The sequence below is a fragment of the Methanococcoides burtonii DSM 6242 genome (assembly GCF_000013725.1).
Lineage (GTDB): Archaea > Halobacteriota > Methanosarcinia > Methanosarcinales > Methanosarcinaceae > Methanococcoides > Methanococcoides burtonii.
The window spans coordinates 1,608,073-1,621,635 of sequence record NC_007955.1 but is presented as its reverse complement, the minus strand read 5'-3'; the positions used below and the strand labels follow the sequence as shown (position 1 = coordinate 1,621,635).

Annotated in this window: 13 protein-coding genes and 1 tRNA gene; 8 read left to right on the top strand and 6 right to left on the bottom strand. The window is 38.0% G+C overall.

What is annotated here, in order from left to right; genetic code table 11:
* The first annotated feature begins 176 nt into the window (after positions 1-176).
* The 8 genes from MBUR_RS07965 to MBUR_RS07935 all read left to right on the top strand — a co-directional run bounded on the left by MBUR_RS07965 (position 177) and on the right by MBUR_RS07935 (position 7,312).
* Complete coding sequence (locus MBUR_RS07965; RefSeq protein WP_011499594.1) at positions 177-707, top strand: hypothetical protein; 531 nt, start codon at positions 177-179, stop codon at positions 705-707.
* 101 nt (positions 708-808) lie between these two features.
* Complete coding sequence (gene ilvE / locus MBUR_RS07960; protein WP_011499593.1) at positions 809-1,687, top strand: branched-chain-amino-acid transaminase; 879 nt, start codon at positions 809-811, stop codon at positions 1,685-1,687.
* Positions 1,688-1,735: 48 nt separating this feature from the next.
* Entirely contained in the window at positions 1,736-2,953 is a 1,218-nt protein-coding gene (gene glp, locus MBUR_RS07955; RefSeq protein ID WP_011499592.1) for a molybdopterin molybdotransferase MoeA, read from the top strand.
* 50 nt (positions 2,954-3,003) lie between these two features.
* Positions 3,004-4,095 (top strand): OBG GTPase family GTP-binding protein, encoded by a 1,092-nt coding sequence (locus tag MBUR_RS07950; RefSeq protein ID WP_011499591.1) that lies wholly within the window; start codon positions 3,004-3,006, stop codon positions 4,093-4,095.
* Between the two features lie 49 nt (positions 4,096-4,144).
* Positions 4,145-4,217: transfer RNA gene (locus tag MBUR_RS07945), tRNA-Gln, on the top strand.
* A 140-nt stretch (positions 4,218-4,357) separates the two neighbouring features.
* Positions 4,358-4,504 carry a hypothetical protein gene (locus MBUR_RS13860; protein ID WP_157196682.1) on the top strand — a complete coding sequence of 49 codons (147 nt, stop codon included), beginning with the start codon at positions 4,358-4,360 and terminating at the stop codon, positions 4,502-4,504.
* On the top strand, positions 4,505-5,026 hold the full coding sequence (locus MBUR_RS07940) for a GNAT family N-acetyltransferase (RefSeq protein ID WP_011499590.1): 522 nt from the start codon (positions 4,505-4,507) through the stop codon (positions 5,024-5,026).
* Positions 5,027-5,602: 576 nt separating this feature from the next.
* The gene (locus MBUR_RS07935; RefSeq protein WP_011499589.1) at positions 5,603-7,312 is read left to right on the top strand and encodes a DNA cytosine methyltransferase; all 1,710 of its coding nucleotides are present in this window, start codon (positions 5,603-5,605) and stop codon (positions 7,310-7,312) included.
* A gap of 5 nt (positions 7,313-7,317) precedes the next feature.
* Here the strand turns inward: MBUR_RS07935 and MBUR_RS07925 are convergent, their stop codons facing one another.
* Genes MBUR_RS07925 through MBUR_RS07905 form a run of 6 tightly spaced genes read right to left on the bottom strand, consistent with a single transcriptional unit; the run spans position 7,318 to position 13,465 of the window.
* Entirely contained in the window at positions 7,318-7,725 is a 408-nt protein-coding gene (locus MBUR_RS07925; RefSeq protein WP_048063317.1) for a hypothetical protein, read from the bottom strand.
* A gap of 2 nt (positions 7,726-7,727) precedes the next feature.
* Entirely contained in the window at positions 7,728-9,701 is a 1,974-nt protein-coding gene (locus tag MBUR_RS07920) for an AAA family ATPase (RefSeq protein WP_011499588.1), read from the bottom strand.
* On the bottom strand, positions 9,698-9,859 hold the full coding sequence (locus MBUR_RS13855) for a hypothetical protein (protein ID WP_157196680.1): 162 nt from the start codon (positions 9,857-9,859) through the stop codon (positions 9,698-9,700). Before MBUR_RS13855 ends, MBUR_RS07920 begins: the two co-directional genes overlap by 4 nt.
* Before the next feature lie 7 nt (positions 9,860-9,866).
* Complete coding sequence (locus MBUR_RS07915; RefSeq protein ID WP_011499587.1) at positions 9,867-12,065, bottom strand: DEAD/DEAH box helicase family protein; 2,199 nt, start codon at positions 12,063-12,065, stop codon at positions 9,867-9,869.
* Positions 12,058-12,798, bottom strand: a complete 741-nt coding sequence (locus MBUR_RS07910) for a YkvA family protein (protein ID WP_011499586.1) — start codon at positions 12,796-12,798, stop codon at positions 12,058-12,060. The genes MBUR_RS07915 and MBUR_RS07910 overlap by 8 nt, the downstream gene beginning before the upstream one ends.
* Positions 12,791-13,465, bottom strand: a complete 675-nt coding sequence (locus MBUR_RS07905) for a DUF1232 domain-containing protein (RefSeq protein WP_011499585.1) — start codon at positions 13,463-13,465, stop codon at positions 12,791-12,793. The genes MBUR_RS07910 and MBUR_RS07905 overlap by 8 nt, the downstream gene beginning before the upstream one ends.
* Between the last annotated feature and the right edge of the window lie 98 nt (positions 13,466-13,563).

The following is a 13,563-nucleotide window of genomic DNA, read 5'->3' as shown; positions in this document are numbered from 1 at the left end:
TAAATTGCTATTCTGGATGGAGATATGTGACCTGGCGGTTTATGCATCAAGCCTTTTGTAAGGGGGGCGATTATATTTGCTTTGCACACACTGGTAAAAAATATTGACTCGCAACATTTATTTGTTTTAATGACTTCTATCTGTTTGAATATAGGTATGAAACAGGAAGTTATTATATGGATGAAGCAATTTTGATTATTGGTATTATTTTCTTTGCAGCTATCAGCCTTTACAATCTTGTGCATTCGATAAGGCATAAGAAAAGTTACCTTCCATCTGTTTTTGGGATACTTATGGCTTTAGCAACGGCTCTTATTCTTTTTGATCGGCCGTTAATTGGTGGGTTTGCATTTGTAATTATATTTTTGCTGGCTATCTTTTCATCCGGTAAGATATTTGGCATAAGAAAACGGTCATTTTTAAAAGCAATGGAAGGTGTTGAAATTAATTCTAAATTCTCACTCAGGTATGTTACCAATATTAAATACTGGGCAGCTTATGCATTAAACAACGGCCCGAAAAAAGCTGCTGTGGGATATTCCCTGATCCAGACTGTCCTCATTGCTTTGGTTCTGGTTATTTTTACTTATGTTTTTCCAAGACCTACAAATTTTCTGACATTGGTCCCATTCATACTCGTTTTGTTCCTGATGAGTTTGAGAGAGTATGTTATAATATTCAAGGAGTTTAACGAATCAAAACTCTGATCTCGTTTGGTGCTACAAATATTGATATATATTAGCGATAACATGTTGGGTACAATATTTACAAACTATACCTTTTCCGGTATACTCAATGAGGATCCATTATGAGCGAATTACTGATCTACTACAACGGCGAGTTTGTCCCTAAGGGCAAAGCAACAGTTTCCATTTATGACCACGGTTTCCTTTATGGAGACGGTGTTTTTGAAGGTATCAGGGCATACAACGGGCGTGTCTTCAAGCTCGATGAGCACGTTGACAGGCTCTATGATTCAGCAAAGGCAATTGCTCTTGAAGTTCCCCTCACAAAGGCTGAGATGACAGAGGCCATCCTTGAGACATTGAGGAAGAACAATCTCACTGATGCGTACATCCGCCCTATAGTTACACGTGGTATTGGTGACCTTGGTCTTGACCCACGCAAGTGCCCAATTCCAAGCATCTACATCATTTCACAGGAATGGGGTGCAATGTATGGCGACCTCTATGAAGTCGGACTTAAAGCTATCACAGTCGGTATCAGGCGTAATGCCCCTGATGCACTGTCCCCTAACATCAAATCATTGAACTATTTGAACAACATCCTTGCCAAGATCGAAGCAAATGCAAAGGGTGGGGATGAGGCTATCTTCCTTGACCAGAACGGTTTCGTTTCCGAAGGTTCCGGTGACAACATCTTTGTTATCAAGAACGGCAAGATCTACACCCCTCCGACCATCAACAATCTGAAAGGTATCACAAGGGCAACTGCAATCGAACTTCTTGAAGAGCGCGGATATGAGGTAGTTGTTCAGAACCTCGGTCTCTTCGATATGTACACTGCAGACGAGATCTTCGTTACAGGTACAGCAGCAGAGGCGGCACCTATCACATTGCTTGACGGTCGCAAGATCGGTGATGGTTCAGTCGGTCCTATCACAAAAGCTGCAGTTGCTGCGTTCGAGGAAGTTACTGGCACCATCGGTACACCTATCTTTGAGTGATCTTAAAGGATCATTCTCACTTCCCTTTCTTTTAAAATAGAACTTACAATGTCACGAAAAATATTGCGGGATCTTCTTTCGATTGAAGATGCGAGAACCCTTTTCAAAGGGGTAAAGGTTAGGACACACATAGTGTTTATTCCTATCGAGAGGTCGACCGGTCGGGTCCTTGCAGAGGATGTTGTATCGACCATCGATGTGCCTGGGTTTGATAAGTCTCTCAGGGATGGTTATGCTGTGCGGTCGGAAGATGTTGCTTCTGCAGGTGATGCGCCGGTCAGTTTAAAGTTGGTAGGTTTTTCTCCGGTGGGTAGGCCTCCGCAGTACAGTGTCGGTAAGATGGAGGCTGTCGAGGTTGCAACAGGCGGTCCGATCCCGGATGGTGCGGATGCGGTTGTGATGGTCGAGGATACCGAACTTAATGGTGATACTGTCCTTGTGAAAACATCTGTAAAGGCAGGAAAATTTTTGATATTAGCAGGTTCCGACATATCAAAGAATACTTGCTTGCTTTCCAGGGGCTTGACCATAGGTGCCCGGGAGGTTGGTGTTCTTGCAGCGATCGGCATGCGTGAGGTTGCTGTCAATACTATGAAGGTGGGAATTATTTCCACAGGCAATGAACTTACTATGCCCGGAACAAGTCTTCAACCTGGAATGGTCTATGACACTAATTCTTATTCACTTTATGCGGCAGCAACAAAATTAGGCGTTGATACGATTGCTTATGGTCTTATTAAGGATGATCAGGATACGGTAAGTGGTGTAGTGAAAAAGGCGATTGGGGAATGTGATATTGTTCTGACCTCTGGCAGTACGTCAGCAGGACCCGATGATTTCATGTATGATATTATTGAAGAGCAAGGAAATGTTCTTGCTCACGGTCTTAATTTCAAGCCGGGAAAACCGGTAATCCTGGGGATGATCAATAAAATCCCGATCGTTGCATTGCCCGGACACCCTACATCTTCACTTACGGTCTTCTATGAGTTCATATTGCCTCTTATCAGAAGGAGTCTGGATGCTCCGATGGCTAAAAAGCAGACTCTGACTGCGGTTCTTGGTGAGGATGTTATATCAGGCACCCGGCATGAGCTGCTGGCGGTCAGGCTGGAAAATGGTGTGGTGTTCTCGACCAGCAGGTCTTCAGCAGCAATTACGACCCTTGCGTATGCGGATGGTTTTATTGAGATCCCGGCGGATGTTCCTATGGTCAAAAAAGGAATGGAAGTTGTGGTAAGTTTTTTCGATGATGCGTTCAAATGAGGCTCTTCTAAGGAAACTCTTTTTTATATTGAAGTTGTGGTAGGGAACAGATGGGAATACAGGAAGATATTCAGGCAGTCGAGGACGAGATACGTAAAACGTCTTACAATAAAGCTACTTCACATCATATTGGTAGATTGAAAGCTAAACTCGCACGTTTGAGGGAAGAGGTTGTAAAGAAGGCTTCTACCAAATCCGGCGGTGATGGGTATTCTGTGAAGAAGTCTGGTGATGCTACTGTTGCTCTTGTGGGTTTCCCTTCTGTGGGTAAGTCCACGTTACTGAACAAGATCACAGGCGCCAATTCCGAGGTAGGTGACTATGAGTTTACCACTCTTGATGTCATTCCCGGTGTGCTGGATTATAAGGATGCGACCATTCAGGTGCTTGATGTACCTGGTCTGGTAAGGGGTGCGGCAAGTGGTCGTGGCCGCGGGAGAGAGGTCATAGCTGTTGTGCGTAATTCCAATCTGGTACTGTTCCTGCTGGATGTTTTCCAGCCCGAGCATTATAAAGTGCTTATACAGGAGCTTTATGATGCCGGGATAAGGTTGAACACAACCCCTCCTGATGTAGTTATCAAGAGGAAGGACCGTGGCGGGGTCACTATAAGTACTACGATGGAGCTGGAGCTCACTGATGATCTTATCAAGGCAGTACTTGGTGAATATAAGATACATAATGCCCATGTTCTGATAAGGGATAACATCAATGTGGACGAGCTTATCGATGTTATCATGGGTAACAGGGTATACGTTCCTTCAATCATTGTCGTGAACAAGGTAGATCTTGCCAATGAGGATATCCTCAATAAGATGGAATACTTATTCCCTGACGCAACGTTCATTTCCGCTAACGAGGAGAAGAACCTCGAGGCTGTGAAGGACCTCATATACGATTCCCTGGATTTCATCAGAGTATATCTAAAACCGCAAGGCGGCCTTGCAGACATGGATGAGCCTCTTATAGTGACGGACGGTGTTACCGTTGGTGATATCTGTGAACGTCTGCACCGCGATTTCAGGGATAAGTTCAGGTATTCTCAGGTATGGGGTGCCTCAGCTAAACACCCCGGCCAGCGTGCCGGCCTTGACCATTATCTTGAAGATGGTGATCTTCTGACCCTTATCATTCAAAAATAAACATTTTTTGCATAACAAATAAGTATCATTATGCATATGCAAGGTGTGAAGTCCCGTTGAGTAGCGGTCAATCTTTCAAGCCTTTGGAGCTTGAGACCCCGGTTCGAATCCGGGCGGGACTATTACATTTATTTTAGCAATCCTATACTTTTAACAATAGACTCTAATAGGATAACGTCAGTTTTTTATATGGCGATACACAGTGAGTACATGCTGGGTACAAATGTATTCACAAAGTATAATCTAAAAAAAGGTGAAAAGTATGGCAAAACCAATAGAACTGGGGCTGGTTTTGGAAGGAGTTGACGCAAAAGCCTTTTGGGAAAATGAAAAACACCCGAAAGTAACCCCTGAACAGGTTGAAATGTTCAAAAAAGCAAAAGACTTGTCTAAAAAGGTTAGATTTTAAGTGGTAGATATAGACACCAGCGATCTCCTCGTTTCAAAATTGACTAAAAACGATGACTTATCAGCATTTGATTCCGAAAATGCTGAGCTAAACGGTTTTTTAATTGAAGATGCATTGGACGATCAAGAACAGATGGTCAGTGCAACCTTTGTTTGTTATCATGAGGATTATTTAGTAGGCTATTTTACATTGACAACCGACACACTTGAGGTAGTGGCCGTGGGTGATGGGGATGGTGTCGATGAATTCGAGTATGCTAAGTATCCAGCATTAAAGCTTGCAAGGCTAGCAGTAGATATGGATTATGCATGTAAAGGTATCGGAAGACACCTCCTCACAACAGCTATCGGTTTGGCGCTCGATGTTTCAAAAACAGCAGGTTGTAGATACCTCACTGTCGACTCGAAGTCATGTTCAATTGGTTTCTATAAAAGAAATACTTTTATTTTAGTTGAAAAATATAAAAACCGCGAGACGCCAAAATTATACCTTAATATGAAACCACTAGCTGATCAATTGTGAGCACGTTAAAGAGAATTACTTGATGATTCCTACTTTAACGTGGGCAGATTTTCTGCCTAATATTTTTAGTCATTTCATATAGAAAAATTGTCTATCCCTCTTCATTCCCCATGTATGATCACAATCCCCCTTCTCCCATACTATGCTTCGTCCCACGTGACGATTTCATGCATTAAGCAAAGCTGCCAGTTCAAATTCTACAATTGATGATTTTTTCATCTGACTTTCCGCAGTTAAATTTTCAATCTAAATTTGGAAGTGTTGCTGGAACATTTGGCGAACTAGGTGTTGCAGACGATGTCGATTCTTGCTTTCCGGAAAATCGCGATTATAATTTCACTCTATTGCACTCATGGCTATGTGATTGAATGGGTTATGATTTAACGAGAATCGGTTCTATTATGGAGCAATGTTCTTACTCAGTTATAAAATATTTAAAACAAGAATGGTGTTAAACTATCGAGTTGTAAAAAGAGGATATTTGTGGATTTTCCCATCTTAACAAGTTAACGCAATGCTTATATACGATCTAAAAGATTTTAATACATTATTTTGATCGATCTGCATGAGGGATACATGGTAAAAAGATTTACAGTTGCCGATTTTTTCTGTGGAGCAGGAGGTTCCTCGGAAGGATTTAGACAAGCGGGGTTCGAAATAGTTTTTGCTCTCGACATCTGGAACCCGGCAAGAGAAACACACAAATTGAACCATCCGAACTGTGCACACTTCGGTCTTGATTGCTATAAAGATAAAGATGGAGATATACTCAAAATAGAAACAACTGATATTGATGATGTTATCCCGGATGTAGATGTGATCGTTGGGTCTCCTCCGTGTGTCTCTTTTTCTTCATCAAATCGTGCAGGAAAAGCAGATAAAACGCATGGGATCAGACTTATTAAAAAATATCTTCAGATTATTTCAATAAAAAAACATAAGCCTGGTTCAATTCTCAAATATTGGTTGCTAGAGAATGTCCCAAACACCATGAAACAACTCCAAGAGGAATATACGTTCAGAGAGTTAGAACTAACAAATGAAATACTTCTATCCCTCGGCATCCAGAAAAGGGAGACCGATATTGCATTAAAGATCGATATTTCTGACGAGAACATATATAATGCTGCAGATTATGGAATTCCGCAAAGAAGAAAAAGGCTTGTTATCGGCGATTACCCCCGACCCGATCCTACACACAAAGATAAATGGATTTCATTGAGTGAAGTAATCAATGCATTCGACTATGACATAACCGATCCAAATTTTGGTTTTTCAATCGATACTGAAGAACTGACCGATCATTTTTATGATACTTCTATCCATGAGTACGACTGGTTACAAGCTCGAGATAGAAAACAACAAGCAAGATATTATGGGAGGATGGCTTTCCCAGAAGAAACATCCGTACCCAGCAGAACGGTTATGGCGATGAGAACTACTTCATCAAGAGAAGCGATGATATTTGAGGGAAATAATCCAGGTAGCTACCGTGCTCCAACCATAAGAGAGATTGCAACCCTCATGTCGTTTCCCATAACATATCTATTCCAAGGGAAGAGCGAAGGTATAAAGTACAAACTTGTTGGCAATGCGGTCTGTCCCAAGCTTGCGTATGCATTTGCGGAAGAGATACTAAAAAAAGAAATGATCGAAGTCAAACAAGACTTTGACCCCAACTCGGATAAGAATAAATTAGAGTTCGACCTGACCGGCTGGGATTCCCGTAAGATACCACAGAATAAACATGAAAAAGCTAATTTCACTGAGATCGTTCCCAACATGAAATATAAGAACTTTAGGGTAGAGTTGGATAACAGTCGACCTAGGTACACAGATGATTCTATAGTATGGTCTGCAAGTATACATCATGGAACAGGTAAAAGTAATATGAAGGTGGCAAGACCATCAAAAGAAAATGTGCTCACCATGTTATATCAATTCGAAGACGGAGATAAAATAGATTCTTTCATCAAGGCTAATGAAGAGGTCTTTGATAAGAAAATACCATGTGCAGAGGTCTTCCAATCACAATATCGCTTGGTAGAACCAAATAAAGATATCTTCACTCCAAGGGATGCCCTTGGAAATGCCAAAATACTTGTAGATCGTTTCTTTCCAAGGAACGAATATGAAGACATGTCATTGTCCAACATGAGCAACGAAAAGGATGGACGGATAATTAAGTTCAGTCCCCGTGATATTCTCTATAAGAACATCCCAATTAGGATCGTAGCAGCGTTGTACTCTGTGATACATATAACTGAACTAACGGTGAGATTATAAAATAATCAATTGTTTTCTAAGATTGAACTAATAACCAACTTATCATTTTTGTTTTTAAAGGTGTTGAACATTACTTGTATGCCATATTCTGCATACATCTCAACTTCTGCCCATAGATATTTAGGGTCATTTATCTGTGGCTTTCGTTTGAGAACTAACAGAACCATTAGTTCTTTTACACTCCTATCAATACTTACCAGATTCACATGATTTATTGCATTTTTCCTATCAATAGGTGTTTGCTCATCGAAATGATAACCTATGCTAAATGCAGTATTGAATAATCCAGTTATCCCAGTTTTTTTAAATAGTCCATAATGGTCCTTCTCGCGGATAACATGGTACATGGAATCTCTGTAGGCCGAGAGAAATTTTACGTTCCCTGCGTCTACAAAGAGATCTAAGTTCTTCATATTCACACCTCTTTAAAACTTGATTTGTATTCATTCCTTTCAACGGTGAACTCTTTTACCACTGATGGTTTCATATTTTTGTAAATATCACCAGCAAGTTCTTGGGGTTGAGCTAAAAAAATCACTTGGTTATTAAGGTTCGCCAAGGCACTTCCAATACCTGCACTATGGACATCATCCAAACTCGCAACAGGAGTATCCATCAATATCACATTATTCCTTCCAGTATATTGGTTCAATCCGAGCAAGAAGCTCATTGCAAGCACTTGTTTTTCACCCCTTGAGGGGTTTTTAACAGGGCTATTGTCCTTTGTTTTGATAATGAAAGCATAACTCTCTTCATCTTCGAAACCAATTCCACTGTATTCATCCGGTTTATTGGTAATCTCATTGAAAAGTTCATTTGATTTCTTTAGGATTTGATGTCTCTTTGATTCCGTCCCTATTTCCAATGCCTCATCTAGCAGTCTAATCAATTTTGAGAGATAATCTATATTTCTAGTTATTCTAACGGTATTAGTGTCATCATGACCAAGTCTTTTTATATCTCTTGTAATATCCTCTTTCTCTCTTTTTGATGATTTAATATTATATTTAGCGATCTTTATTTTATCCTCATTTTTTGTGTTTTGTATTTGTAATGAGCTTATTTCTCTGTTGATTTTAGCCAGATCGCCATATTCTTCTCTTTGACTTTCTTTATCTAAGTCCTTTTTAGCTTTTTCCAGATTATGAATCTTGTTTTTTAGCTCATCTAAGTTATCCATTTCCAATCCAAAATCACACCCATCCAGTAACCTTAAAGAGCTCATGAACTGCTGGTTCTCATCTTTGAGATTATCACGTTCATTTTTGTTCTTTTCAAACAACTTTAAAGATTCACTTATTCTTTCTTGTTCGTCTTTTAACTTTGAGATCTCTGAATCACTCAATTTGTGACCACATACTTCACATTTTGGAATACTTTTCTTTAGTATGTCTTCTTTAGCAGACTGGGTATCTGCTTGCATATCACTTAATCCACAAATATCTTGAAGGTCTCTAATCTTGTTATTGTTCTCATCGATGTACCTTTTTAAATCTCTCTCGATAAATTTTATGAAAAAATTAGTAGAGCTTGATGATAATTTACTTTCTATATCAGAACTTCTTTTATCTTGCTTACGTATGTCTTTATTTATTTTGTCTAAGTCTTCCATAACCTTAGGTAATTTTGCATAGCGAGTTCGTTGTTCCTCGAGTTTTTCGATATAATTATCGTTTTGTTCGATGGATTCATTGTGCTTTTCGATTTTTACGTCTTCATTATTTATATCTTTATTGAGTCTATTTATTACCTTTTTCTTTGTTTCTACGTCTTTGTTAGTTGATTTTTGCTGGGTTAGCTCGTTATCATATCTCTTTTCAAGCTTTGATAGGTCATCTTTTAATATTTGTATCTGTTTCAGACCTAATAACTGTAGAATGCTGTCCCTATAGTTCTGCTCTATGTTCTTTTGTGCGGTCATAAATCGGCTGAGTTGTTCACCATCGAACATGAAGAAATCAGCAAAATTTTGTGGGTTTATGTGATTTAACATCTCTTGAGCTTCATCGACATCAAGGATGTCATCCTGACCTTTGGATAAGGAAAGTTCAGAAGTTTTTTTAACACCGGGTTGATATTTCCTTTTAAGAGTATAAGTCTTGTTTCCGTATTCAAATGTTATCTCCACAAAACACATATCTTTAGAGGGGTCCAGCCTGTCATTGAGAAAATCTTTAATAGATATCTTGTCGGAATCCTTAAAATACTCTATGGACTCACCATAAAACCCCCACTTAATCGCATGAAATAGAGTTGTCTTTCCAGAACCATTTGGGACATTGAACAAAAATATATTTTTATCGGTTTTAGTGGTAAAGTCCAATGTGTTCTCACCATAATAACAGGCAAAGTTGAACAAAGTTATTCTAATTAACTTGAAATCAATCATTCTTTTACGTCCTGAAGTATTTGGTCGATTTCATTGATCACTTTTAGTTTGTGCGCATCTGAAATGTTCCTATTTATCACATCTAACATCTGTTCTACCACAGCTGCATCTTGGACTGTGAACACCCGATCAATAATATCTTTAATATCATCATCCATTGAACAGTCACTCCATAGAATCTATAATAATATCCCCATATTCAAGTTTTTTAATCATATTTTCAGCCCCATTAATAGCATTATCCATGAATATGGATATTCTTTGAAGCTGATTCTTTATAAGTGTAATCTCATAATCCGATAGTTTGCTTTTACCAGACTTCAGTTCATCGACAGGACGTGGAAATACAAACATATCATGTACAATGGCAAATTCCTTATTTTTATGTAATCTAAGAATCCGACCCCTTCTTTGAATGTACTCACGGGGGTTACGCGAACTTGTAAGAATTATCGCAGAATTGCAAACGGGTATGTCGATTCCCTGATCAAGACATTTTATTGCAACAAGGAATTGTAAATCCCCGTTCTTGAACGAATCAAATACATGCTCTTTATTTTTTGGGTTCAGGTCTCCATAAAATTTTCGGCACTTAAATCCTTCTCTTTCGATCATCTCTGCAACTTCGTTCATATGGTCCTTATCATTACAATATACAAGACATTTGTTCAGAGAATCAGACTCCTCTACAAGTATCTCTTTAAGGACCCTGAACTTGTCTTTGCATTCTTTTATTATGTCTGCCCTCTGATTCAACAATATCTGTAAATAAGTTCCATTTTCAATATTTTGTATATCTATATGACCGCCGTTCGTCTTTATCGCAATTTGCTTCTTTATCTTTTCAGACAGTTCTTCGTATCTATCTAATTCATCCCCTGTCAAAGAACAATCGTGAAGATGATACTTGTATTGACATAGACAGGGTTCATATCCATCAGGAGGTCTTATTGCTTTTTCCATGTCCCAAACGAATATTGGCTCCTTTCCAAAATATTCCTGTATCGCACTGTTACCTTCTTCATCCCATGCCCTTTCTGGTGTCGCACTAAGACCTAACCGGTACTTTATATCGGTGAACTGGGACAATATTTTTCTATTTTCAGAAGAACCAATCTCATGAACTTCGTCAATGATTAGATACATATTCTCTCTCAACAAATTGCCAATCTTACTTACGAACTCGTTCCCCCTCATAGTACCAAATACAACGATTATTATGCAAAGTGCCTTCTCTCTTTTGGATTGACGAATTTCTCTTTCAATGTTCATCTTCCATCCAGTATTAGAATAGCAGAGTATCATTCTATTTGGGACATCCCCAAAAACAGATTTGCACTCTTCCGTCCACTGATTAGCTAGTTCTCTTTGTGGTACACCAATAAGTAATAACTTCGATTTCAAGTCAAGTTGTTTTATTGCATTCAAAGCGGTGAATGTTTTACCAGTACCTGTTGCCATCTCCAAAATTCCGCGATATTCATTGTCAACCCATGCTTGAATCGCTTCTTCTTGATAATTTCTTAAGGACTTTTTTGTGCTTTGATCGCATGCATCTGTACTTTCATGGAAACTACACCCACCATAGCTGGAACCTTCATCGTATTTTGCGTTTAACTCTTCGTAGGTGAAATCGATTTCGTCATGAGGATTTGGAACATTCTTTGGTCTTATGGAAATTAGGTCTTTCTTTAAAGCAATAGGTAAATCCATCACTTCACTAGTATTATCCTGATTTGACCAAATTTTGTTAAAATCATCCATTGCTGAATTTATAAATTCCTTATGTCCTTTTTCCCAACTTCTATGAACACAAAAAGATTCTCTATTTTCTCTCCAAGCTTTCCCTGTTTCATTGATAGAACCATCAATTTGAATTCTGTTACCATCGTAATCTTCAAAAATTAGAACTTTTTCATGGAACAATGAATCTTCTGAGGATAGATAGTTACCATTTTTATCTTTGTTAACTCCTATTTTTATTTCGAGTTTATCATTTGCGATCAACCATGCTAAAAGCTCAAATCTTTTTTTGACAACATTATTCTCAAAATCTTCCTTACATACATCCCATTTTTCATACAATGTTGCATCGATTTTCTTAGTGCCAGTATTTATTGCATCAACATCTTCTTGGGAAAGTTGACTACCTATAATCAAATACATCTTTTCCCCATTTTCAACGAAAGCACTTATTCCTCGTGCAGCTGCTGCAATCGCTGTTGAAGAGAAAAAACCTGCAATTCGATAGTAATATCTAGATCTACTCAAAGCTGGAACAAAAAAATCTTGTATTAGGTCGTGCGTAGCACTACTATACCTTGTAGACCATGAAAAATCTAGTAATCCCCCTGTTTCAATCATCTAATATATCCTCATTTATCCCAAGAACTATTTTTCTTCTAATTTTATCAAGTTCGATTTCATGAGAATTATCATATTTTGATTCATGGAACTCAGACCTTTCAATGATATTTTGCACTTTTCTCCACTCATCCTCATCAAAAGTCTTCTTTAAGCTACTTAGGGTCCTGAGTATATTTTTGTTACCACTGTATACTAAAATTGTTCTAAGTAGACTTAGTAATTCTTGATTTTCATAATCAATCCTTTCAATCTTTTCATTTATATTCTGGGGAGTTTGGAATAAATGAGAAATACTACTAATCTCATCAAACCTTAACAAGCCTGTAAAACCTAGAATGTCATAACACTTCTCACCAAGTAAGTCTATTGTTTCATCGAGAACAAACGGTATCAGTTCCATTATATTGTCTTCGAATTCCCAATTCTCTTTAATTAAAATTGAGTATTCTGTACTAAGATCATCTAATACATAAACACAGACAAAAAAATCATCGAGGAATCCTTCTGGACCTTCATCATCAGGGATATAATCGTCAGGTATTGCAAAATAACTAAAACAAGAGTTGATTTTAAACTTTGCTTCCCATGTCAATTCTCTTGAAGTGTAAATCCTTTGAAGCAAATTGAAAAAACGGGGAATGTTCCTTAAAAGTGATTCGTATTTTCCTTCGTACCTCGAAAATATCTCATCGACCATCTCAGAATAAACTTTTGTTTCACTTTCAATCATGTATGAACTCCATATACCTTTTTATCTCTCCAAATTCATGATGTGTTCTAATAAGAGATCGAAGTTTCATCATTTGGTAGGTCTCAGATTCAATTTCCAATATCGAATTTGCTTTTACAGCAAGCATGGCATAGAGTAAGCGGCGTTTTTCTTTACGCATCATGAGCCTTTTAGTCTTGTCCTGATCATACAAGAAATCAAATAGAGTGAATTTACTAAAACCTACAATATCAAGGATTTTCTCAGTTTTATCTCCGAGAATATCTGAGGCTCTGTTAACAATATCATAGATTAATTGAAAAATATCATCTTCAAAATCAAGGCCACCCATGTTATCCAAAATAATGTTCTTGGATACTTTATCTCTTATTTCTTTGAGCACATAGGCACATATGTATAAATCATCAAGATATCCATCCTTACTTCTTTTGTCAGTAATTATGTCCTCTTCAAGCACAAGGTAGGAAAGAGCTGCATTAACAAGCATCTTTGTATACCACTGGGATTTATTATTGCAACCAATATTGCACAACAATTGATAAAAATCAGGTAGGTATTTTAAAATATCTTCATCGTCTTGGTAATTATCAACTGCACGCTTAAGACAATCATAATATGACTTGTTTCTAAGAACTTCCTTTCTTTCGAAATCAATATTATTATCCATACAATACCCCCTACAATTAGTAAGAAAATCATGATATGATTTCCAATCTTTATATAAAAGATAATTTAAAATATTGTAAATAATCTTGTCGGTCAGAA